This is a genomic window from Pseudarthrobacter sp. GA104 (assembly GCF_009741265.1).
Taxonomy (GTDB): Bacteria; Actinomycetota; Actinomycetes; order Actinomycetales; family Micrococcaceae; genus Arthrobacter.
In genome coordinates this window covers 1,594,710-1,617,390 of record NZ_WOWL01000001.1, presented here as the reverse complement: position 1 = coordinate 1,617,390, position 22,681 = coordinate 1,594,710, and the positions used below count along the sequence as shown (strand labels likewise).

The 22,681-nt window shown below is 65.2% G+C and carries 24 protein-coding genes; 18 read left to right on the top strand and 6 right to left on the bottom strand.

The genetic code is table 11. The features are described 5' to 3' along the window. Positions 1-45: 45 nt before the first annotated feature. Both GK109_RS07225 and GK109_RS07220 read left to right on the top strand, forming a co-directional pair. Positions 46-669 (top strand): hypothetical protein, encoded by a 624-nt coding sequence (locus GK109_RS07225; RefSeq protein ID WP_157239387.1) that lies wholly within the window; start codon positions 46-48, stop codon positions 667-669. A gap of 82 nt (positions 670-751) precedes the next feature. Beyond that, on the top strand, positions 752-1,792 hold the full coding sequence (locus GK109_RS07220) for an alpha/beta fold hydrolase (protein WP_321215236.1): 1,041 nt from the start codon (positions 752-754) through the stop codon (positions 1,790-1,792). On the opposite strand, the gene GK109_RS07215 is transcribed toward GK109_RS07220, so the two are convergent. Then, on the bottom strand, positions 1,789-2,619 hold the full coding sequence (locus GK109_RS07215; protein WP_157239385.1) for an HAD-IIA family hydrolase: 831 nt from the start codon (positions 2,617-2,619) through the stop codon (positions 1,789-1,791). The genes GK109_RS07220 and GK109_RS07215 overlap by 4 nt on opposite strands. Before the next feature lie 79 nt (positions 2,620-2,698). Between GK109_RS07215 and GK109_RS07210 the strand changes: the two genes are divergently transcribed. The 3 genes from GK109_RS07210 to GK109_RS07200 all read left to right on the top strand — a co-directional run bounded on the left by GK109_RS07210 (position 2,699) and on the right by GK109_RS07200 (position 4,940). After that, positions 2,699-3,358 (top strand): TrmH family RNA methyltransferase, encoded by a 660-nt coding sequence (locus GK109_RS07210; protein WP_157242735.1) that lies wholly within the window; start codon positions 2,699-2,701, stop codon positions 3,356-3,358. Between the two features lie 137 nt (positions 3,359-3,495). Then, the gene (fbaA, locus tag GK109_RS07205) at positions 3,496-4,515 is read left to right on the top strand and encodes a class II fructose-bisphosphate aldolase (RefSeq protein ID WP_157239383.1); all 1,020 of its coding nucleotides are present in this window, start codon (positions 3,496-3,498) and stop codon (positions 4,513-4,515) included. 2 nt (positions 4,516-4,517) lie between these two features. Next, the gene (locus tag GK109_RS07200) at positions 4,518-4,940 is read left to right on the top strand and encodes a DUF3151 domain-containing protein (protein WP_157239381.1); all 423 of its coding nucleotides are present in this window, start codon (positions 4,518-4,520) and stop codon (positions 4,938-4,940) included. A 151-nt stretch (positions 4,941-5,091) separates the two neighbouring features. On the opposite strand, the gene GK109_RS07195 is transcribed toward GK109_RS07200, so the two are convergent. After that, on the bottom strand, positions 5,092-5,724 hold the full coding sequence (locus GK109_RS07195) for a uracil-DNA glycosylase (RefSeq protein ID WP_157239380.1): 633 nt from the start codon (positions 5,722-5,724) through the stop codon (positions 5,092-5,094). A 360-nt stretch (positions 5,725-6,084) separates the two neighbouring features. Between GK109_RS07195 and GK109_RS07190 the strand changes: the two genes are divergently transcribed. From GK109_RS07190 to GK109_RS07165, 6 genes are all read left to right on the top strand, one after another. Further along, positions 6,085-7,146, top strand: coding sequence for a M14 family zinc carboxypeptidase (locus tag GK109_RS07190; protein ID WP_370460452.1), 1,062 nt, complete (start codon positions 6,085-6,087; stop codon positions 7,144-7,146). Between the two features lie 256 nt (positions 7,147-7,402). Continuing rightward, on the top strand, positions 7,403-8,692 hold the full coding sequence (locus GK109_RS07185; protein ID WP_157239378.1) for an adenylosuccinate synthase: 1,290 nt from the start codon (positions 7,403-7,405) through the stop codon (positions 8,690-8,692). A gap of 261 nt (positions 8,693-8,953) precedes the next feature. Further along, positions 8,954-9,307 (top strand): YegP family protein, encoded by a 354-nt coding sequence (locus GK109_RS07180; RefSeq protein WP_157239376.1) that lies wholly within the window; start codon positions 8,954-8,956, stop codon positions 9,305-9,307. A 305-nt stretch (positions 9,308-9,612) separates the two neighbouring features. After that, entirely contained in the window at positions 9,613-10,164 is a 552-nt protein-coding gene (locus GK109_RS07175; RefSeq protein ID WP_370460451.1) for an RNA polymerase sigma factor, read from the top strand. Further along, the gene (locus GK109_RS07170) at positions 10,161-11,063 is read left to right on the top strand and encodes a hypothetical protein (protein WP_157239359.1); all 903 of its coding nucleotides are present in this window, start codon (positions 10,161-10,163) and stop codon (positions 11,061-11,063) included. The genes GK109_RS07175 and GK109_RS07170 overlap by 4 nt, the downstream gene beginning before the upstream one ends. 60 nt (positions 11,064-11,123) lie before the next feature. Further along, positions 11,124-11,549 (top strand): CoA-binding protein, encoded by a 426-nt coding sequence (locus tag GK109_RS07165; protein WP_157239357.1) that lies wholly within the window; start codon positions 11,124-11,126, stop codon positions 11,547-11,549. A 12-nt stretch (positions 11,550-11,561) separates the two neighbouring features. On the opposite strand, the gene GK109_RS07160 is transcribed toward GK109_RS07165, so the two are convergent. Beyond that, positions 11,562-12,590, bottom strand: coding sequence for an isopenicillin N synthase family oxygenase (locus GK109_RS07160; protein WP_157239355.1), 1,029 nt, complete (start codon positions 12,588-12,590; stop codon positions 11,562-11,564). Positions 12,591-12,635: 45 nt separating this feature from the next. Between GK109_RS07160 and GK109_RS07155 the strand changes: the two genes are divergently transcribed. The 5 genes from GK109_RS07155 (at position 12,636) to GK109_RS07135 (ending at position 15,332) form a co-directional block, all read left to right on the top strand. After that, positions 12,636-13,046, top strand: coding sequence for an MmcQ/YjbR family DNA-binding protein (locus GK109_RS07155; protein ID WP_157239354.1), 411 nt, complete (start codon positions 12,636-12,638; stop codon positions 13,044-13,046). Then, positions 13,036-13,590, top strand: a complete 555-nt coding sequence (locus GK109_RS07150) for a DUF1990 family protein (RefSeq protein WP_157239352.1) — start codon at positions 13,036-13,038, stop codon at positions 13,588-13,590. Before GK109_RS07155 ends, GK109_RS07150 begins: the two co-directional genes overlap by 11 nt. Next, complete coding sequence (locus GK109_RS07145; protein ID WP_370460450.1) at positions 13,587-13,904, top strand: putative quinol monooxygenase; 318 nt, start codon at positions 13,587-13,589, stop codon at positions 13,902-13,904. Before GK109_RS07150 ends, GK109_RS07145 begins: the two co-directional genes overlap by 4 nt. 75 nt (positions 13,905-13,979) lie before the next feature. After that, complete coding sequence (locus tag GK109_RS07140) at positions 13,980-14,273, top strand: DUF503 domain-containing protein (RefSeq protein WP_157239350.1); 294 nt, start codon at positions 13,980-13,982, stop codon at positions 14,271-14,273. Between the two features lie 117 nt (positions 14,274-14,390). Beyond that, positions 14,391-15,332 carry a hypothetical protein gene (locus GK109_RS07135; protein ID WP_231754817.1) on the top strand — a complete coding sequence of 314 codons (942 nt, stop codon included), beginning with the start codon at positions 14,391-14,393 and terminating at the stop codon, positions 15,330-15,332. 73 nt (positions 15,333-15,405) lie between these two features. On the opposite strand, the gene purL is transcribed toward GK109_RS07135, so the two are convergent. From purL to purS, 3 genes are read right to left on the bottom strand one after another with little or no spacing between them, the layout of a single operon-like run. Continuing rightward, positions 15,406-17,715: a phosphoribosylformylglycinamidine synthase subunit PurL gene (gene purL / locus GK109_RS07130; protein WP_370460449.1), complete on the bottom strand. Its 2,310-nt coding sequence runs from the start codon at positions 17,713-17,715 to the stop codon at positions 15,406-15,408. After that, complete coding sequence (gene purQ / locus GK109_RS07125; protein ID WP_157239348.1) at positions 17,712-18,497, bottom strand: phosphoribosylformylglycinamidine synthase subunit PurQ; 786 nt, start codon at positions 18,495-18,497, stop codon at positions 17,712-17,714. Before purQ ends, purL begins: the two co-directional genes overlap by 4 nt. A 1-nt stretch (position 18,498) precedes the next feature. Next, positions 18,499-18,750, bottom strand: a complete 252-nt coding sequence (gene purS / locus GK109_RS07120; protein WP_157239345.1) for a phosphoribosylformylglycinamidine synthase subunit PurS — start codon at positions 18,748-18,750, stop codon at positions 18,499-18,501. A gap of 270 nt (positions 18,751-19,020) precedes the next feature. On the opposite strand from purS, the gene GK109_RS07115 reads away from it, so the two are divergent. Next, a complete protein-coding gene (locus GK109_RS07115; protein ID WP_157239342.1) occupies positions 19,021-19,206 on the top strand; it encodes a hypothetical protein in 186 nt (61 codons plus the stop codon). A gap of 279 nt (positions 19,207-19,485) precedes the next feature. Next, positions 19,486-22,590 carry a S8 family serine peptidase gene (locus tag GK109_RS07110; RefSeq protein ID WP_370460771.1) on the top strand — a complete coding sequence of 1,035 codons (3,105 nt, stop codon included), beginning with the start codon at positions 19,486-19,488 and terminating at the stop codon, positions 22,588-22,590. The last annotated feature ends 91 nt before the right edge of the window (positions 22,591-22,681 follow it).

The following is a 22,681-nucleotide window of genomic DNA, read 5'->3' as shown; positions in this document are numbered from 1 at the left end:
ACCGAGGTTGAGCCGTCGGCCATAGACACCTCTTTTGGAGTACCTATGGACCGCGCCCTAAATGCCTTTATTAACCTCGATGTCCCCGGCGACATTGTCCGGATCGGTGTCCGGGGAAGCCTGAATCAAGGCTCCCGGCCCGAACTTGCCCACATTATTCGACGGATCAGGCGGATGGGCATCCGCTCCCACATCCACGTTGACCTTTCCGGGGCTGAGCTGGTGGAGTCCGCCGCCCTCGCCGGCCTGCGGAGCGATCTGAATGCCATTGACACCGGTACGCTGCCTGGAATCTATGGCGACGGCGTTTCCCTGGATGTCTCCCGTGGCAGCGGGGATCGGGCCGGGGGCAACGATCCAGATGGACCCGAGCTTGCACTCATGGAAGGGCTGGCCGACGGGTGCGGGGACGCCGAGGACCTTGCCGAGGAGTTTCCGCTGGTGCCCGTCGGCCGCCTGGAAGAGTTGTGCGGCCGGCCCTTGGAAGAGTATTCGGAAGCGGAACTGCTGACCGCGAGTGACTCCATCTTTGCCCTGCTGGACAGCCCGAAAGCGTTCCCGGGTTCGGACCTGCTGGGCCGCTACAACGACATCGGAGAAGAGCTGCGGCGACGCCAGGAGGATTCCGGCGCAGCACTTCCAGCCTCGGAGGGGCAGGCGGCCAGCTGAGCGCCGCTCGCTGCATGGCGTCACTCAATGGTTACGGGCGCCGTCTTGCGGCGGTAACTTCAGGTGTGCCTACGGTAGAGGCGTGCCGTATGAGGGGGAGGTAAGTCCGCAGGACCGGCCCGGGGTTCCGGGGGCCCGGCTGCTGGCGGAAGGTGCTGCCCTCAAACAGTTTTCCCGGCGCGGGTTCCTGTCGGGAGCCGGTGCGTCGGGACTGCTCGCTGCGGACATGCTGCTGACCCGCCAGGTGCAGTCACAGCGCCGGACCAATAGGATCCTGCCCGTTGATGACGGCTTCGCCGATCTCTACTACCGCGATGCCAGTTGGTTCCTTTTTCCCGGCTATAAGACGAGTTGGGAAGAAGCCCAGTGGATCCTCAACTCCCTCCGCGGCGCGCTGAACAAGCGCGCACGGCTTGCCGCCGTCGGGTATTCCAACCAGGGCCTGGACATTGACGAGATCGTGATTGCGGTCATCGAACATGTCCGGGCGCAGAAGCTCACCAAGTTGTTCTTCTACGGCCACAGCTTCGGCGGGATGGTGGCCACCCAGGTGGCCGCGCGCCTGCGGGAGATCCATGGCGTGGAGGTGCAGTTCATCGTTCTCGATTCCAGCCCCTACAGCAAGCATGACGTCCTGGACCAGAGCTGGTTCGACGGCGTCGTGTTCCTTTATGAGCGCGGTTTCCGGTTCCCGTCCACCCTCCGCGGCGGCTACGAGCTGGGGGAGCGGGTCATCCATAAGGACGAACGGAGCTGGCGCCAGATCCTTGACCAGACCCTGGAGCAGCTGTCGCCGATCGCCCCGTCCAGCGTGCTCATCCAGTCCGAGTCGGCGTACATCTACCACTTCGAGGGCAGCCGGTTCGCGGACAAACTGGGCGGCGCCAAGATGGCCTACATCGGCAACCCCAGCGACCGCACCGTCCGGTACCAGACGGCCGTGGAGGCCTGGGCCGTAGCTTTCAAGGCGAACATGGTGTCAAGCTCCCTGCAGACAGAGGGCGCCAGGCCGGCCCATGCGAGCCCGGGCTGGAACCCCGGCGTCTACCGGCCCATCCTGGAAGAACTGCTGGATGAGCACTTCCCGCTGCCGCGCGGCGGCTCCCGGGTGACGGTGTTCTAGATCTGGTTCTTCAGGTCCGCCACGGAGTTCAGGATCTGGTTCGGCCGGAAGGGGTAGGCAGCGATGTCGTCCTTGTGGGTGATGCCGCTGAGGACCAGGACGGTGTGGAGCCCCGCCTCCATGCCCGCGATGATGTCCGTGTCCATCCGGTCCCCGATCATGGCGGTGGTCTCGGAGTGGGCGTCGATCTGGTTCATCGCCGAACGGAACATCATGGGGTTCGGCTTGCCCACGATGTACGGCTCACGTCCGGTGGCCTTGGTGATCAGGGCCGCGATGGCTCCGGTGGCAGGCATGGGTCCGTCTTTGGAAGGGCCGGTTGCGTCCGGGTTGGTGGCGATGAACCGGGCGCCCGCGAGGATCAGGCGGATGGCCATGGTGATGGCTTCAAAAGAGTACGTGCGCGTCTCGCCGAGCACCACGAAGTCCGGGTTCTGGTCCGTGAGGATAAAGCCTGCCTCGTGCAGCGCCGTCGTCAGTCCTGCCTCGCCGATGGTGTAGGCGCGGTTTCCGGATTCCGAGCCCCGCACCTGGTCCTTGAGGAACTGCGCGGTGGCCAGGGCGGAGGTCCAGATGTTCTCCTCGGGGATTTCGAGGCCGGAGGAGCGCAGGCGCGCAGCAAGGTCGCGCGGGGTGAAGATGGAGTTATTGGTCAGCACCAGGAAGCGCTTGGAGGTGTCCACCCAACGCTGGATAAGCTCAGCGGCGCCGGGGATCGGCTGGTTCTCGTGGACCAGCACGCCGTCCATGTCCGTCAGCCAGCATTCAATCTCCTGGCCGCTGCGGTATACCGCCGGTGATCCCTTGACCTTGTCCTCGTCTGCCATGCCTACCTCCGCGTGTGATGCCTGTGATGAAAGCCCGAAAGGTCCAGTCTAGTGTTGAGGGGTGAACCAAACGCCCGGCATGACGTCCGACCCCCAGCAGCCCGAACCCGAGGAGGCTGCCCCTGAAAAGGCGGAGGTCGGCGTCGGGCCCTGGGAAGGCGAACTGCCCGAAGGCGACCACTGGGACCCCGATCTACTCGCCGACGGCGACCGCCGCAACGTCCTGGACAAGTACCGCTACTGGAAGCACGAGGCGATTGTGGCGGAGCTGGACTCCAGGCGCCACAACTTTCACGTCGCCATCGAGAACTGGCAGCACGACCTCAACATTGGCACCGTGGTGCGGACGGCCAACGCGTTCCTCGCCAAGGAAGTGCACATCATCGGACGACGCCGGTGGAACCGGCGGGGCGCCATGGTCACCGACCGCTACCAGCACGTCCGGCACCACCCCACTGTGGCGGACTTCGTGGCCTGGGCGCAGGGGGAGGGGCTGGCGATTATCGGGATCGACATTTTCCCGGACTCCGTGCCGCTGGAGACGTATGAATTGCCCAGGGACTGCGTCCTGGTGTTCGGCCAGGAAGGACCCGGGCTGACGCCGGAGGTCCACGAGGCTGCCGTGGCCACCCTGTCCATCGAGCAGTTCGGCTCCACCCGGTCCATCAACGCAGCCTCTGCCGCGGCCATCGCCATGCACGCCTGGGTGCGCCGGCACGTGTTCAACCAGCACGTGTAGCTTGCGCCGGGCTTGCGGGTTTGGGATGCGGGCGTAACCGGGAGCACAGGCTGCACGGAAATGACTAGGATGGTGCTAGCCGTAAGCGGTACTCCAGGGTTACCAACCCAAAGACGAACCTCAGCATAGGAGTCAGCATGCCCATTGCAACCCCAGAGATCTACTCCGAGATGATCGACCGCGCAAAGGCGGGCGGCTTCGCATTCCCGGCCGTGAACGTGACGTCCTCGCAGACGCTGAACGCCGCCCTCCGCGGCTTCGCCGAAGCTGAGTCCGACGGCATTGTCCAGGTTTCCACCGGCGGTGCGGCTTACTGGTCCGGCGCGTCCACCAAGGACATGGTTGCCGGTTCGCTGGGCTTCGCGGCGTTCGCCCGCGAGGTGGCGAAGAACTACGGCGTGAACATCGCGCTGCACACCGACCACTGCCCGAAGGACAAGCTGGACGGCTTTGTCCTGCCCCTGCTGGCCGCTTCCGAGGCTGAGGTCAAGGCCGGCCGTAACCCGCTGTTCAACTCGCACATGTGGGACGGCTCCGCCGAGACCCTGCAGGAGAACCTGCGCATCGCACGGGAACTGCTGGAGCGCACTGCTGCCGCCAAGATGATCCTCGAGGTGGAGATCGGCACCGTGGGCGGCGAGGAGGACGGTGTTGAGAACGAGATCAACGAAAAGCTCTACACCACCGTCGAGGACGCCCTGGCCACCGTTGAGGCATTGGGCGCCGGCGAGAACGGCCGCTACATCACCGCACTGACCTTCGGCAACGTCCACGGCGTCTACAAGCCCGGCGGCGTCAAGCTCCGCCCGGAGATCCTCAGGGACATCCAGGCCCAGGTGGGCGCCAAGATCGGCAAGGACAACCCGTTCGACCTCGTCTTCCACGGCGGTTCCGGCTCCTCGGACCAGGAAATCGCGGACGCCGTCTCCTACGGCACCATCAAGATGAACATCGACACCGATACCCAGTACGCCTACACGCGTCCCGTGGCACACCACATGTTCAAGAACTACGACGGCGTCCTGAAGGTTGACGGCGAAGTGGGCAACAAGAAGACCTACGATCCCCGCGTCTGGGGCGCAGCCGCCGAGGCAGGACTGGCGGCCCGCGTTGTGGAAGCCACCAAGCAGCTCGGTTCCGCCGGAAAGACCTTCTAGGAATGTCCGATGAGTTCCGTAGGAATTTGATGGGCCCCGAGCCCACGCTCCTGCCTGCCGAGACTGAGGTCTACCAGCAGCTCGAAGCGGGCCAGGAAGCCCTGGACCTGGTGGCCAAGCACCCCACATCCTCGCTGTTGTGGGCAGTGCTGGCGGAAGAGGCCTGGGCAGAAGGACGGACCATCGATTCCTACGCCTACTCGCGCGTGGGCTACCACCGCGGCCTGGACTCGCTGCGCCGCAACGGCTGGCGGGGCGTCGGTCCCATTCCCTGGGAGCACGAACCCAACCGGGGTTTCCTGCGGGCACTGTACTCGCTCGGCCGCGCCTCGGCTGCGATTGGCGAAGCGGAGGAGCCGGAACGGATCGAGAAGTTCCTCAACGATTCCGACCCGTCGGCCAAGGCGGCCATCGAAGCCTCCTAGCAACAGCGACGCGGGGTCACTTACCGCCCTTTCCGGGACTCGGAGACGGCGTTTAGCGACCCCGCGTTGGTTTAACGAACGACGGCGGGCGGTCACCTTTTCGAGAAAGGTGGCAGCCCGCCGTCGTTCGGCTTAAGGGTCCGGAGCCGGATTAGCTGGCCTTTTGCAGCCCTGTCCGCGCCATCGCGTCCGCGTAGGCGACCCGCATGTCCTCGAGGTACTCCTCCTGGCGGGCAGGTGAACCGGCGAAGGCGCGGCCGCTGAGGGAGCGCACCTTGTACGTCTTCAGGCCGCGGCGCCAGAGCAGCGGGACTTCGGTTTTCAGGAGCAGGTTGGCCAGGCGGTTGGCTTCCGTGCCGTGGGCAACGATGACCGACGCGCGGGGAACCACCGCCAGGAACTTCAGCAGCGGCTTAAGGCCTGCCGAGATCTGGTCCGGGGTGAATTTGCCGTTCGCCTCGCCCGGGATGTGCCACGGGTGGACGTTCCACGGCATCACGAACTCGGGACGCAGGCCCAGCTTCCACTGGATACCCAGCATCCGGGTGGCGGCGTCCTCGTCCCCGGGGGTGATGAAACCGGACTTGTCTGCCTCGCCGATGTTCGAGTACAGGCTGATGATGCGGCACTCGTCCACATCGTGCATGGGATCGACGTAGGGCACCACGGTGCCGGGCTTGGCATCCTGCAGGGAATCGCACAGTTCGTTGACGGCAGCAACGTTGGGTTCGTAGCGGCGGCTCAGGAGTTGCTCATGGAAGGATTCGGGTGCCAGGGCTGTCATGAAGTGCTTGATCTCCTGCGGGGATTGATGGTGCTTCCGCCGGCGAAAATGGGCGCACGGTGGCACAGCTCATCAACGGCGGTTAATTGGGGTGGGCCGATTCCTGGTCGGCCTTTACCAGTTTAGCAAGCCCAGGCAAACGAAACGCCGGTCGCTTCGAGCCAATACTCATTGGCAGTTGGCCAAAGCCGCCCGGGAAGGCTCCGGACGCCGTTCTTTTCGGAACGTAATAACTGCCTGCAGGATCCAGTCACATCCATTGACAGGATTCATCCAGGTTGGTTGGCTTTTGTCACAGCCCGTGATGGGGGACATGGCGGGCTGGTCGCACTCCACCTGCACCGGAAGAGGTACCGCACCGTGAGAAATACCCTGGCAACTTTCAGGACCCTGGCAGCATCGGGAGCCCTGGCCCTGGCTGCACTAGCTGCGCCCGCACCCGCGCTCGCCGTCGGAGAGGGGCCCAACTATGACGGCAACGGCCAGATCACCACATCGAAGCTTGCCACCTACGACCAGATGGTCTCGTTCCTCAAAGACCAGGACGCCCGCCAGTCCGCCATGGAGCTGGAAGTCATCGGCCAAACGGTGAAAGGCCGGGACATCCACCTGGTCAAGTACATTTCGGACCCGGCCAAGCCCACCATCCTCTACCTGACCCAGCAGCACGGCAACGAGCAGCTCACCACCGAAGGTGCGCTGGAGTTCGTCAAGCACCTTGGCACCGGCAAATCGCAGGATGTCCTGGACGGAGTGAACATCCTCATCGTGCCCATGCTGAACGCGGACGGCGCCATGGGCGATGTGAACTTCCCGCTGGACGACTACCTGGCCAAGGGCGACCGGAACATGACCCGCTACAACGCGGAGGAGGTTGACCTCAACCGGGACCACGTGGCCAAGGTCCAGCCTGAGACCCTGGCGCTGCACAACAACGTGATGCGCAAGTACAACGTGGACTACATGATCGACCTGCACCACCAGGGCACCCGCAGCCAGCGGGACGGTGAACTGGTGTCGGGGTCCATCCTGTACCCCACCACCCCCAACGCTGATCCGGCCGTGGTGGAAAAGTCCAAGCAGTTGGGCGCTGTGGTGTTCCACAACGTTGATTCCACCGGCTGGGGCCACCTGGGCAAGTACGTGGGCGGCAGCGCTGAAACCATCAGCCGCAACGGCATCGCAGTGGAATACGGGATCGCAACGCTCCTGTTCGAGATGCGCGGCATGTCCGACCACTACCTGGACGGCTACGCCCTGGGGCTCCGGAGCAACGGCTACCTGATCAAGCAGACCGTGACCACGCTGACCGCCACCGCCGCCGCCATTGCTGACGGTTCAATTGCCGACGCCGACACCTCCTTCTGGGACAGCCTCGCCACCCAGGCCTCCCGCCCGGGAGAGGAAGCAGACGACGAGTAGCAGCCCACGCTGACAGTCCGCCGCGGTCCTTACGCAGGAGCCTTTTACCCTGCAGGAAGGACCGCGGCGGCCAACGAGTGGACAAAGTCCCTCATCGGCTAAACTTGGGTGGTAAGAGCCCCGGAACTCTTGCGTCGCTGCACCGCCCCGCGGACCAGCGAAGGCCGGTACGTTCGGGGCATTCTCATGAACGGCGCTGCGCAGGACCGCCACTCTGTGGCCAACCGGGCAGCCCGAACGAATGGGGGAGGATCCCATGCCAGCAATTGTGATCGTAGGAGCCCAGTGGGGCGACGAAGGAAAAGGCAAGGCCACCGATCTCCTGGGCGGCCGTGTTGACTACGTCGTCAAGCCAAACGGCGGCAACAACGCCGGGCACACCGTCGTCGTAGGCGGTGAAAAGTACGAACTCAAGCTGCTGCCGGCAGGCATTCTCAGCCCCAACGCAGTCCCCATTATCGGTAATGGCTGCGTGGTCAACCTCGAGGCCCTCTTCCAGGAAATTGACGGCCTGCAGGCCCGCGGCGCCGATACCTCCAAGCTCCGCGTCTCGGCCAACGCCCACCTGGTGGCCCCGTACCACCAGGTGCTGGACAAGGTCACCGAACGCTTCCTCGGCAGCCGTGCCATCGGCACCACCGGCCGCGGCATTGGCCCGGCCTACATGGACAAGGTGGCCCGCCTGGGCATCCGCGTGCAGGACGTCTTCGACGAGTCCATCCTCCGCCAGAAGGTGGAAGGGTCGCTGCGCCAAAAGAATGAACTCCTGGTCAAGGTCTACAACCGCCGCGGCGTGGTGGTGGACGAGATCGTGGAGTACTTCCTGTCCTTCGCCGAACGGCTCCGCCCGCTGGTCATCGACAGCACGCTGGTCCTGAACTCGGCGTTGGACGAGGGCAAGGTTGTCCTGATGGAAGGCGGCCAGGCGACGTTCCTGGACGTGGACCACGGGACGTACCCGTTCGTCACCTCCTCCAACCCCACGGCAGGAGGCGCCTCCGTTGGCTCGGGCATCGGGCCCACCCGCATCTCCCGCTCCATCGGCATCATCAAGGCGTACACCACCCGCGTTGGCGCCGGCCCGTTCCCCACGGAACTCTTTGACGAGATGGGCATGTACCTGCAGAAGACAGGCGGCGAGTTCGGCGTCAACACCGGCCGTCCCCGCCGCTGCGGCTGGTACGACGCCGTCCTGGCCCGCCACGCCTCCCGCGTCAACGGCTTCACGGACTACTTTGTCACCAAGCTGGACGTGCTCACAGGCATCGAGCAGATCCCTGTGTGCGTGGCCTACGACGTGGACGGCGTCCGGCACGATGAAATGCCCATGACGCAGACCGAATTCCACCACGCCAAGCCCATCTTCGAGTACTTCGAGGGCTGGACCGAGGACATCACCGGCGCCCGTACGTTGGCTGACCTGCCGGAAAACGCGCGCAACTACGTGCTCGCCCTTGAGAAGCTGTCCGGCACGCGCTTCTCCGCAATCGGCGTGGGACCGGACCGGGACCAGACCATCGTGGTGAACGACCTCATCAACGACTGACGGGGCAGGAATTACGACGGCGGCGGGCCACCCACACGGGTGCCCGCCGCTTTCGTTTTTCCAAAAGTCCGGCAATTTACACAGGGTTTACGCGGTAGCTCTTGTGGGGCGGGGCACCTGGACGACAGACTTATCAGCACCACGTGATGCGATCACCAATTCGTTCGACCAAACCCGCGGGCACAGGCGCAGCGATGTGCATGGACCGGTTCGTGACAAAGACGTCGCTGGACAGGATCCCGCAAACCGGGAGGATTTATCATGGCCGGAAAGTTCGAAGCTTTTGTTGACTCAGAGTTGTTTTTCAGGTTCAGGCTTCTGGCCCCGGATGGAACGGTGATGGCCGTATCCGGGCCCTTTGAGGACAAGTCCGCCCTCGCGGCCGGAATCTCCGCCGTCCGCGAATGCGCGGGCACCGGACTGGTCACCGATCTTTGCCCTGCCGGGGCGGTCACCAGGCCCGCCCCCGCCGCGGCGCCGGCACCGGTCCCCGCAAAGCCGCAGCCCGACTGCGAAGACCAGCGTGTCCCGGCCAGGACGCACCCTTTTGCCATCGTTCAGGGGTCCCGCCGGCAGGCAAACCCGCCGCGCTGGACCACGGCAGCAGCCCGCTGAACCTCCAGCCGGGCCGCCGTCGAAAAAAGTTCCAAAAGTTTTTTCGGAAACGCGTAACCCGTCCGCCCTTCCGGGCGATTACCTCTATGTAGCGCCGGTCTGGAACTTGTCCCCCATCACGTTCCAGGCCGGCTCTTTCACTTTCCGAGGGCAGGGGCAGTTGCCTTGTGGGACCGGCGGAGTACGCGTGGCGGTCCCGGACGGTGATTACTGAGGGGTAAAGTTGTGCGGGGAACCGGGCCTTACGCAGGCCGGACAGCTTCTCCGCTCACACGAACCCCTTTTTGACTGAAAGCACTACGTCCGTGACTGATGCCCTGACAGACGAGGACCTGCGGGACGGGCCCGCCGGGGCAGCCGTCTTCAGCCTTGTCTACCGGACGTATGCATCCCAGGTCCTGGGCTACCTGACAGCCCGGGGAGTCGAAGATCCGGAGGCGGCCATGCAGGAAGTGTTCCTTTCCATCCTGCCGCGCCTCGACTCTGTGCACGGGGGAGCCGCAGGACTCCGCACATTCATTTTTTCGGTGGCCCACGCCAGGATGGTGGACGACCACCGGCGCCAAAGCCGGATGCCCGCCAAACTGCCGTTTGAGCCGGAGCTGGACCAGCGGGAAGATTCGTCGGCTGAATCAGAAGCCCTTGAGCGTATTTCGCCGCAGGAAGTCCTCGGACTGCTTGATTCCTTGCCGCAGGACCAGCGCGACGTACTGTCCCTCCGCCTTGTGGCCGGACTTACCGTCGAGCAGGCAGCGGACGCCATGGGCAAGAGCGAGGGGTCCGTGAAGCAGCTCCAGCGCCGGGCGCTCCTCAAACTGCGGGACCTTGCGGAAGTGAAGGAGTACCTGAAGCCATGAAACCACAAGCGCGTCACCTCGCCGCCGTTGCGGAGGAGATGCTCCTCGACGCAGGGCTGGCACAGGACGCGGAACTTCGCCGCGCGCTCCTCGCCATAGGCCAGTTGGCGGACCTGCCTGTGCCGGTTCCATCGGGACGGCTGGCAGCGCTGCTGGGCGCCCCCGTTCATGCGGCACTGGATGATGCCCCCGGCCGGCGCCGCGATGACACAGCGGACGGCCCGGGTGACGAGCTCGGCAGGCGCCGCCGGCTCCGTTCACACCGTCCGACGATCGTCGGGTTGGCGCTCGTGGCTGGAATGGGCCTGGGTGTGGGTACTGTTGCGGCCAGCCCGGCCGGCTCCGCCCCTGCCGGCAGCCTCTCGATACAGCAGATGCTCAAGGACTGGGCGCCGTCCTGGACCATCCGCACGCCCCAGGCCACCACCTCAGGGTTCCTTCAGAAGGCCAATCGCGATGACGGCACCGACGTCCCTGCGCAGCGTGACGCCGGGCTGGCCGGCAACGAAGCCCCGCTAGCCGAGGATTCTCCGTTGACCCTGCAGCCACAGCGATCCGGGCAGGTTTCCTCGCCTCAATCGCCCGGGCAGGTCCGGAAGGGTTCGGGGGTACCTTCCGGCGTTAACGGACCGGGCCTGGCGAAGAAGGAACCGGGGAAGAACGGCGGCGAGGCCGCTCAAAACGGCGGGTCAGATGCTGCTTCGCCGGACAGGGCGGACCCGGGCACCGGCCCTGGCACCGCACCGGATGCAGGCGAAGAAGAATCCGGGCGCGGGGTTGGCCCTGCATCCGGAATTCTTGCCGAATCCGGGCAGCTGGCAGCAGCACAGCGAGGCGCTGATTCCACTGTCGCAAAGGTCCTGCCGGGGGCCAAGTGGCTGGAAAAGTTCATTCGCTAAGCGGTCCCTGGTTGGCGGGGTGTTGGCCTTGCCGCCTGCTTCTCCGCGTAGGCTGGGCCCATGGGCCACACTAACGATCCCGCAGTCATTGAACGCCTGATGCGCACCAAAGGGCGCTGGGCCATCGTTGGCCTCAGCACCAACGAGTGGCGGGCCGCCTTCGATACCGCGCTGTTCATCAGGGACCGCCTGGGCATGGAAATCATCCCGGTCAACCTCCCCGGAGACGCCGTCCACGGCGAAACCGGGTACCGCAGCCTCCTGGACATTCCGGCGTCAAAGCAGCCCATCGACGTCGTCGACTGCTTTGTTAACTCCCAAAAGGTGGGGGCCGTGGTGGACCAGGCGATCGCGGTGGGAGCAAAAGCAGTGTGGATGCAGCTGGGAGTCATTGATGAGGCTGCGGCGGAGCGGGCCAAGGCGGCGGGGCTGGACGTCGTGATGGACAGCTGCCCGGCCCAGCAGGCCTGGAAGTTCAATCTCTGACAGGGGAAAATTTCAGCCCTTCATGAACTCCGGATAGTGCCGCTCGGTGACGTCCGGGTGCGCGCGCATCCTGCCCTTGAGCATGTTGAGGCCGAATGACGAAAGCAGGGGATTGGCCGGATCATCGGTGATTCCCCTCGCCGCCGCCTTCAGCTCTGGTGGCAGCGGGACAGGATCGATCACGGCATCAAGCCGCGGCGACCAGAAAAAGGGCACGGAATAGCGGTCCACCCCTGGCGGGGGAGCCTGCACGCGATGGATGGTGGCCGCCAGATACCCTTCCGTGGCCACCTCAAGCATCTCGCCAAGGTTCACCACCAACGCTCCGGGTACCGGCTCCACAGGAACCCATTCGGTGGCTCCGGGAGGCAGGACCTCCAACCCGCCCACGCCGTCCTGGAGCAGCAGGGTGACGAACCCGTAGTCCGCGTGCGAGCCCACGCCCTGGTCGCCGGCGGCCTCCACCACTCCTCCCACGTAGTGCACCAGCTTGCCCATCCAGGCCGGCGACCCCTGGAACGGCTCGTCGAAGTAGTCCTCCGGAAGCTGCAGGGAAACGGCGATCGCCCTGAGCAGTTCCATCCCCACCCGGGACATCAATTCCGCCCACGCCATGGCGGCGGGCCGGAGTTCGGGAAAGGATTCGTCAGGCCAGAGGTTGGGGCCCTGCAGCAGCCAGTACGGCTGGTCCTCCGGATACTCAGCTACCGGCGTCCGTTCGGGCGAGTAGTCGATCTGCTCCCGGGCGTCAGCCCTTCCCTGGGTCACTTCGGTGCCCATCCGCGTGTAGCCGCGAAAATGTGGCGAAAGCCGGTTGTCCAGCTTCATGCGTTCTTCCAGCGGCAAGTCGAAGAACCGCCTGATGACGTCCAGGAGGTGTTCAGCCTGCCCGCCGGCCGCACCGTAGCCGGTGATCTGGAAGAAGCCCACGTTATGGGTGGCATAACGCAGCTGCTCGATGAAGTCCGGGTGGAATGACCCGTCGGACTGCCGCGCCGTCGCCAGGTCCAGAACAGGTATGGTCCCCTGATCGTGTGACATCTTCGCAGACTAGCACCGGACGCGATGGCTTTATAGGCTTCCTCCATGGACCCGGATGCCCTGAGGAAAATCTGCCTCTCCTTCCCCGGCGCGTACGAGGATTATCCGTTCGGGCCTGAGACCGCCGTCTTCAAAGTTCGCGCCGACGTTGCCGGCAACGGCCGGAACGGGGGCAAGGTTTTCGCGCTCTCCTCAATGGACACGAAGGACGGGTACGTGAACCTCAAGTGCGAGCCGGGCCTGGCGGTTCAGCTCCGCGCCGCGCACCCTGAAATTAACGGGGCCTGGCACATGAACAAGACCCACTGGAACGGGGTGCAGCTGGACGGGGCATTGCCGGACGGCATGATCAGGGACATGGTGGAGGACTCCTATGACCTGGTGGTGGCAGGCCTCACCAGGAAGCAGCAGGAGCAGCTGGGCTGGGCCCGCCTGGACGGCGCGGATGGGCAGTAAGGGCGGGGCGGCCGGAGCGCTCAACTATCCCGGCATCGGAAGCACGGAGCAGGGCACCGCGCCTGCGGGCTACCCCACCGTGCTGAAGGAGGTCAGGGTGGGCACGGGCCTTGCCGTGTACCGGCGGATTGCGGACGGCATCCTGGGCTGGGAGCTGCAGCGGAGGGCAGGGCTCCGTGTCCGTGCCGATTCCCCCGTGGCGGTGCCCGGGGCGCGGGTGGTGAGCGGCTTCGGCGCCGGGCCCTTCCGGCTGGACGCGCCATGCCAGGTGGTGTGGGTCCGGGAACCGGCCGGGGAGGACATGCCGCAGTCCGCCGGATTCGGGTACGGAACGCTGCCCGGGCATCCGGCAAGGGGCGAGGAATCCTTCGAGGTGGAAATCAGCGCCCGCGGGGAGGTGTTTCTGCGGATCCGGGCGTTCAGCAAACCTGCCAACTGGTTCTACGCGGCCGGCGGCATCGTCACGCGCGCGGCGCAGCGCTATGTCACGTCCCGGTACATTGAAGGGGCACGCACTCTCGCCGCGGAAGGAACATCAACGTGATCTTCATTGTCGTTAAGTTCAAGGTCAAGCCTGAATGGTCCGGGCGGTGGCTCGACCTGGTTGCCGACTTTACCCAAGCCACCAGGGAGGAGCCGGGCAACCTGTGGTTCGACTGGTCCCGCAGCGTGGACGACCCCAACGAGTTCGTCCTGGTGGAGGCCTTCAAGGACGACGCCGCCGGAGAGCACGTCAACAGCCCGCACTTCAAGCAGGCCATGGCGGACATGCCCCAGGCGCTTGCCGAAACACCCCGGATCATCAGCCGCCAGCTCGACGGCGAGGGCTGGGACCAGATGGGCGAGCTCGCCATCTAACCTCCATCGATTGCTCCGTACCTGCCGTTCTGGCCCTCCTAACGGCAGTTACGGAGCACTCGATAGCATGAAGGCATGTGGATCGGCTGGATCGAATTCGACATCCTCCTGGGCGACGTCCAAAGCCTTAAGGAAAAGCGCTCCGTGATCAGGCCGCTGCTTGCCGAGATCAGGAGGCGTTTCGACGTCTCGGTTGCCGAGGTGGGTGATCACGACCAGTACCGGCGCTCCCAGGTGGGCGTCGGCCTGGTGGCAGCAGACCGCGCCCACCTCATTGAGGTGCTGGACGCCGTCGAACGCTTCGTGGCAGCCCGGCCCGAGTTGGAACTGCTCAGTGCCCGGCAGCGTGACCACTACAGCGAGGACTAACCCCATCGGCTGCTGAGTACTTGTCGTTTTCACGCGCGAAAACGACAAGTACTCAGCAGTCGATGAGGGGTGTGGATAACTTCTGCGGCCTTTCCCCGATTCTGGTCTCATGGACCGATGAAGACGCCCCGCCCGTTGCCGGACGAACTCCGGACCGGCCCCTTCACCCTTGCAGATGCGGCGCTCGCAGGAGTATCCCCGCGGCGCTGGCGTCACGGGTCGTTGGTGCGCCGTGGCAGGGGCATCCGCATGGAACGCACGACGGCGGCGCTCCCCTTGAGTGCCAGGGTGCGGCCCTTCCTTGAGGTCAATGTGCGATGTGCCGCCTCGCACCTCACTGCGGCGGAGCTCCTGGTCCTGCCGCGACGCCGGCAGAAAGGAAATCCGGAAATGTTTCACGTCATCAGGCCGGAGGGTGCGGCCCACCTCAACAGGCCGCATGTCACCGTGCACAGAATGAAGCTTTACAGCGACGAGGTGACGGTAGTCGATGGAATTCCCGTGACCACTCCGGAGCGCACCTGGCTGGACATGGCGGAGATGCTGACGGTGGACGAACTCGTGGTCATGGGGGACAGCTGTGTGCGGGTGCCCAGGCCGGAGCTCGAGGGCCGGGACATGCCGTTGTGTTCCATCGGCGATCTTCAGCGGATGATCAACCGGCACAAAGGCAAGCGGGGACTCCGCAAGGCCAAAGAAGCCATAGAGCTCATCCGGGTGGGCTCGGATTCGCCCCAGGAAACACTGCTTCGGCTGGCCGTAGCACGGGCCGGGCTGCCCGAACCCGAGCTGAACGTTCCCGTCATCTCGGAGGACGGCATGAGGCACCACGAGCCGGATCTCTCCTACCGGAAGTACCGGATCGGGATCGAATACGAGGGCGAACACCACGGCGAAGAGGGACAGATTGTGCGGGACATCGACCGGTCCGAGCGATACGCAGCCCTGGGCTGGACCGAAGTAAGGATCTCGAAGCGCCACATGTTCAACGATGCGAAACCTGCGGTCGCCAAGATCCGGGCAGCGTTGATCCAGGCCGGCTGGCGTCGAGGCGATTAAAAACGACTGCTCCGTATTTGTCGTTCTGAGGGTTCAAAACGACAAATACGGAGCAATCGATCGGAGGGGAGGGTCAGCCGAAGTACTTCGGCAGGGTCCCCTCGTGGGCTTCACGGAGGGCGTCCAGGGACAGGGACTCCACGCCGTTGATCTCCAGCTTGCCGCTGGCCGCGTCCACAACGCCGATACGCGTGTGGGCGAAGCCGCGGGCGGTGCACATGTCCGTGAAGCGGACTTCCTCGGAGCGCGGGACGCCCACAACGGCGCGGCCCTGGGACTCGGAGAAGAGCGCCGTGAACAGGTCCACGCCGTCCCGGTCCAGGACATCCTGCAGCGCGATCCGGGCACCCACGCCGTAGCGCAGTGAGGACTCCACCAGGGCAGCTGCGAGGCCGCCCTCGGAGAGGTCGTGCGCGGAGTCGATCATGCCGTCGCGGGACGCGTTGATCAGGATCTCGCCCAGGGCGCGTTCGGCCTCGAGGTCCACCTTGGGCGGCTGGCCGCCCAGGTGTCCGCGCATGTTGGCCCACTCGGAACCGTCAAGTTCCGCGCCGGTGGTGCCCAGCAGGTAGATCGCCTGGCCATCCTCACGCCAGCCCGACGGCGTGCGGCGGGCGACGTCGTCGAGCTTGCCCAGCACTGCCACCACCGGGGAGGGATGGATGGGCGTGGTGCCCGTCTGGTTGTACAGGGAGACGTTGCCGCCGGTCACCGGGATGCCCAGCACCATGCAGGCGTCGGACAGGCCGCGGATGGCCTCGGCGAGCTGCCACATGACATCCGGGTCCTCGGGGGAACCGAAGTTCAGGCAGTCACTGACAGCCATCGGGACGGCACCCGCGGTGGCAACGTTGCGGTAGGCCTCAGCCAGCGCCAGCTGCGCGCCGTGGTACGGATCGAGGTAGGTGTAGCGGCCGTTGGCGTCGGTGGCCAGGGCAACGCCCAGGCCGGTCTCCTCGTCCACGCGCACCACGCCGGCGTCGTCGGGGAATGCCATGGCGGTGTTGCCGCCCACGTAGCGGTCGTACTGGTTGGTGATCCAGGACTTGGAGCACATGTTCGGGGACGCCACCAGTTCGGTGACGGCCGCGGCCAGCTCAGCGGGGGCAGCCGGGCGTCCTGCGTCCTGAACGGAACCGGTGAAGGTGTCCGCCTGCACGGCGTCCTGCCACTCGGGGCGGGCGAACGGGCGGTCGTAGACCGGGCCGTCGTGCGCCACGGTGCGGGGATCGACGTCGACGATCACCTCGCCTTCCCAGGTGATGATCAGGCGGCCGGTATCGGTCACCTCGCCCAGCCAGGAGTACTCCACGGCCCACTTGTCCATCACGGCCTCGAACGCCTTCACGTTCTCGGGCGTGACCACGGCCATCATGCGTTCCTGCGACTCGGACATCAGGATCTCGCCCGGGGTCAGCGTGGGGTCGCGCAGCAGGACGGAGGTCAGCTCAACCTGCATGCCGCCGTCGCCGTTGGAGGCCAGCTCGGACGTGGCGCAGGAGATACCCGCGGCGCCAAGGTCCTGGATGCCTTCCACCAGCGAGCCCTTGAAGAGCTCCAGGCAGCATTCGATGAGGACCTTCTCGGCGAACGGGTCGCCCACCTGCACTGCGGGGCGCTTGGAGGGCTTGGTGTCGTCGAAGGACTCGGAAGCCAGCACCGAGGCGCCGCCGATGCCGTCGCCGCCGGTGCGCGCACCGAACAGGACCACCTTGTTGCCCTTGCCGGAGGCGTTGGCCAGGCGGATGTCCTCGTGCCGCATGACGCCGACGGCCAGGGCGTTGACCAGCGGGTTGCCCTGGTAGACGGAGTCGAACACCATTTCGCCGCCGATGTTGGGCAGGCCCAGGGAGTTGCCGTAGCCGCCGATGCCGGCCACTGCACCATGCATGACGCGGGCGGTGTCCGGGTGGTCGATGGCGCCGAAGCGCAGCGGGTCCATGACGGCCACGGGGCGGGCACCCATGGAGATGATGTCGCGGACAATGCCGCCAATGCCGGTGGCTGCGCCCTGGTAGGGCTCAACGAACGACGGCGAGTTGTGCGATTCGATCTTGAAGGTGACGGCCCAGCCGTCCCCAAGGTTGGTCACGCCGGCGTTTTCGCCGATGCCCACCAGCATGTCCTTCTTCATTTCCTCGGTGACCTTCTGGCCGAACTGGCGCAGGTGGTTCTTGGAGGACTTGTAGGAGCAGTGCTCGCTCCACATGACGGAGTACATGGCCAGTTCCGCGCCGGTGGGGCGGCGGCCCAGGACCTTGACGATCTCGTCGAACTCGTTCTGCTTCAGGCCCAGCTCGGCCCAGGGCAGTTCCGTGTCCGGCGTCTTCGCGGCGTGCTCGACCGTGTCGATGTTGAACTTCTTGGTGGTTTCCGTGGTCACTTGTCGCCTCCCACAATCTTGTTCAGGACGGAGGTGAAGAAACCGAGGCCGTCGGTGTCGGACCCGGCGATACCCGTCTCACGGGACACAACAGTCTCGGGGCCGAAGCCGACCTCCACGGCGTGCTCGGGGTGCGGCATGAGGCCCACCACGTTGCCGGCGGCGTTGGAGATGCCGGCGATGTCGCGGCGGGAGCCGTTCGGGTTGAAGCCCACATAGCGGAACACCACGCGGCCCTCAGCCTCAAGGGCGTCCAGGGTCTTTTCGTCCGCGATGTACTGGCCATCCTGGTTCTTGAGCGGAATGGTGATCTCCTGGCCCGCTTCGTAGTCCAGGGTCCACGCGGTGTTGCTGTTCTCGACGCGCAGCACCTGGTCGCGGCAGAGGAACTTCAGGTGGTCGTTCTTGATCATCGAGCCGGGCAGCAGGTGCGACTCGGTGAGGATCTGGAAGCCGTTGCAGATGCCGAGGACCGGCAGCTTGGCGTCGGAGTTGGCGGCGTCGATGATTTTGGACATCAGCGGCGCGAAGCGGGCAATGGCGCCGGCGCGGAGGTAGTCGCCGTAGGAGAAACCGCCGGGAATCACCACGGCGTCCACGTCACCAAGCTGGGAGTCGCCATGCCAGAGTTCGACGGCGGTGCCGCCGGCCAGGCGGATTGCGCGGGCAGCGTCGCGGTCATCGAGCGTTCCCGGGAAGGTGACGACGCCGATCTTCGCGTCCGCGAGGCGCGCATCTGCGGCGACGGCGGTTGCGCCGCCGATCAGGGGAAGTTCAGTCATGTCAGGCCTCGACGACCTCGACGTTGACGACGTCCTCGATGACGGGGTTGGACAGGAGGGTCTCTGCGGCATTGCGTGCCTGGGCCAGGATTTCCTCGGTCACCTCGCCGTCGACGGTCAGTTCGAACCGCTTGCCCTGGCGGACAGCGCTGAAGCTGGTGAAGCCCAGACGGGGGAGAGCGCCGACGATCGCCTTCCCCTGCGGGTCCAGAATCTCGGGCTTGGGCATGACGTCAACAACGATCCGGGGCATCCGGTAACTCCTGTGCGTGAGCTTGGGTAAGGGCGCAGCGGAGTGGTGCCGTCTCACGCCGTACCGGGGTGTCTGGGACATGCTGTGCCAGGCACTGTTTCCTAGACCTTGTGGACGGGCGCTCCGCGAGCTTGCTAGCCCATTCTACCGGCCGCAGCGCCCCACCCTGTATTCGGGCGATTGACGGTGGTTCCGGGGTTGATTTCGGCGTGACTACAGGTATCGGCGGGAGTTCTGGAGTTGTGCGTCCTGCGTCACTAGGATTGCTGGATGGCTGAGAATTCGAAATCCCTGCTGTTGCCAGTGGTTGCCGCAGCAGTGTTCGCCGGGCTGGGCCGGATGGTGCTCCAGAAGGTCAAGGCTGACCGGTTCGCCCGGGAGAACCGGGTGGCAGGTCCCATGGATGAAAAGACCAGGCAGTGGATCAGTGAGGTGGTCCGCACCCCGCGCCAGTAGCGGGAGGCGTTTGCCATCTGAGAACTTGTAAGGGCGTCTTCGGGGCGCCCTTTTTGATGCTCCGCCGCAGTCTCCTGTCTCCCGTGTGACTGGCCAAAATATTGGTTTTGTGTCCTATGTCATATTCAGCTATCACTATGTACTCTTTGAATCGAATGGTCTCATGGAATGACAAGATCTGTAATTCCGTGTGCCAAGTCAGTCGTTTCGGGCCCCCAACCGTGGCTGGGCCGGTACATCGTGAAAGGTTTGCACGTGAGATCTACTGGAAAGAGCCCCATCCGGGGCGGGGGATTCCGGAAGGCAGCGGCGCTTGCCGTGGGCTTGCCGCTTCTCCTCACCTCGATGGCCATCAGTCCCGCCACCGCGGCGCCTGCCGGGCTGGATCAGGCAGTCGCTGCCAAGGAAACTGCACCTGCCGAATTCAAGGACGGCCGCTACATTGTGGTCCTGGCGGAAGCAGCGGCCGCCGCCTACGAGGGCGGCACCCCCGGGCTGGGCGCAACTAAGCCCGATAACGGGCGGAAGCTGGACTCCGGCAGCGCCAGCTACAGGGCCTATGACGCACACCTGCGCAAGCAGCAGCGGGAGGTGGCGGCAAGCCAGGGGGTGACCCCGGGAAAGCAGTACACGGCCGCCCTGAACGGCTTCACCGCCGAGCTTACTGCCGCCCAGGCGATGGAACTTTCCAAGGATGAGCGCGTGATGGTGGTTGCGCCCGACGTGGAAAACGCTCCTGACTACACCACCACCGACTTCCTCAAGCTGACGGGCCCCGACGGCGTCTGGGCCAAGCAGTTCGGCGGCGAAGCCAACGCCGGCAAGGGCGTGGTGGTTGGCGTCATCGACTCGGGCTATGCACCGGACAACCCGTTCCTCCAGGGCGAACCGGTCCAGCCCCTGAGCGGCCCGGCCCAGGTGGGCGTACCGTACCGCACCGCGGAAGGCCGGATCGCCATGCTCAAGGCTGACGGCACCACCTTCGAGGGAGAATGCCAAAAGGGCCAGGGCACCGGAGCGTCGTTCGACGGCTCCCTGTGCAACTCCAAGGTCGTTGGCGCGAGGTACTTCGCCGATTCGTTCCTGCAATACGTAGCCCCGCAGAACCGGGCCCCGGAGGAACTCATCTCCCCGGTCGACGTCGGAAGCCACGGAACCCACACGGCTACCACCGCTGCGGGTAACGCGAATGTGGAGCAGGTGATTGACGGCGCAAACTTCGGCAAGAGCTCCGGCGTTGCCCCCGCCGCGAAGGTCTCGGTATACAAAGTCTGCTGGGAGGACACCAACCCGGACACCGGCGGCTGCTATTCCTCCGCTTCTGTGGAGGCGGTGGAGGCCGCAATCAAGGACGGCGTGGATGTCCTGAACTACTCCATTTCCGGCAACAACAACAACACTACCGATCCCGTCGCGTTGGCGTTCCTCAATGCTGCCGCTGCAGGCGTCTTCGTGTCCGCATCAGCCGGCAACTCCGGGCCCACGGTGTCCACGGTCAACCACGCCTCACCCTGGCTGACCACGGTTGCCGCATCCACATTCCCCAGTGACCTGCTGGGCACCGTCAAGGTCTCGGACGGCTCGCTCTACCGCGGAGCTTCGATCATGAAATCCGAGGTTGCGGACAAAGCGGTTATCGTCGCCTCGGCCGCGGCAGCAGCCGGAGCCACCAACGCCAACCTGTGCGCCCCGGGCTCCCTCGACGCGGCCAAGGTTGCAGGCAAAGTGGTGGTCTGCGACCGCGGCGTGGTGGACCGGACGGCCAAGAGCCAGGAAGTCCAGGACAAGGGCGGCGTCGGCATGATCCTGGTGAACCTCACCAGCAGCTCCGAGGATGCGGACAACCATGTGCTCCCCACCGTTCATGTCAACGCACCCAAGAGCCTGGAACTGAAAGCCAAGCTGGAGTCCAACCCCGCCTTGACAGTCAGCCTCGTCAAGGGCGACCTCACGGGCCTGCCGGCGGCGCCTGCGCCCCAGATCGCCGGGTTCTCCTCTCGTGGACCTACCCTCGCCGCCGGCGGTGACCTGCTGAAGCCGGACATTGCGGCTCCCGGCGTGAACGTCCTTGCCGGCGTCTCCACTATCGGCAACAACGGTGACCAGTTCGGCTTTATGTCCGGAACCTCCATGGCTGCCCCGCACATCGCCGGATTCGGCGCCCTGGTGCTCAGCAAGCAGCCCAAATGGACGCCCGCGATGGTCAAATCGGCCATGATGACCACCGCTTACCCGCTGGTGAAAGCCGACGGTACGCCCAATACGGATCCGTTCCAGGGCGGCGCCGGCCACATCGACTCCACCCGGGTCCTGGATCCGGGCCTGGTCTACAACTCGGGCATCAAGGACTGGCTCGGCTTCCTTAACGGCCAGGGCGTGGACACCGGTGCTCCGCAGGCCGGCTCCACTGCGGCCCGCGACCTGAACGTTCCGTCGATCGCACTCGGCAGCCTGGTTGGGGAAGTACAGGTCAAGCGACAGCTCACTGCCCTGGTTCCAGGAATCTACCGCCCGGAAGTCAACATGCCGGGATTCAACGTCCAGGTTGAGCCGAACGCACTGAACTTCGCCAAGGCCGGCCAGACCCGCGATGTCACGCTGACCATCCGGAACGCCAGCGCTCCGGTGGGCAAGTTCAGCAGCGGCACCCTGACCTGGAAGGGCCCGCGTACCGTGAGCTCTCCCATCGCAATCCGGCCTGTTGATGCACAGATCGCCCCGTCCTTCTCTTTCAGCTCCGCTTCCGGCAGCGGGACCGGCACGATGGAACTGGTGTCCGGTTCGGACAGCCCGATCAACGTCGGGGTGGAAGGGCTTGCTCCGCTGAGCCAAACGGCCATTTCCAAGACTCCCGGCGCGTACGCCCCCCGGAACGACGCCCACAACGCGCTGCTTCAGGTGGCAGTCCCGGAGGGAGCCTCTTTCGCCCGCCTGGGCGTCCAGGCGCAATCGGACGACGTCGACTGGGACATGGTGGTCTACGCACCGAATGCTTCGGGCGGCCTGACGGCCACCCAGGTGGCGACAGCTTCGGCCAGCGAGTTTTTGGACCTTGAATCGCCCCGTGCGGGCACGTACTACGTGGTGGCCAACCTGTACTCCACGCCGGACAATGGACCGGCCACTGCTTCCGTCCAGGCAGTGACCTTCGCGGGCGATGCCGGCAACCTCGCGGTGGACCCGAATCCGATCGTGGCCCCGAACGGCACCGCCACCTCCGCCACGCTTTCCTGGACCGGCCTGTCCGCAGGTGCCTACGTTTCGCGGCTCAGCCTGGGCGGGAACGGCATCAGGACGTGGGTCAACGTCCAGGTGGGCGCCGCGCCCACTGCCCCGGCAGGGGCTCCGCAGGTAGCGCTAGCGGACGCAGTACCAGCGTCATAGGAACCTCCCCTTCTTGTAAGGAAAAACAGGATCCCCGGGCGGTCGAACCGTCCGGGGATCCTGCTTTGTGTGAAGGGCCGTGCCGCATCGG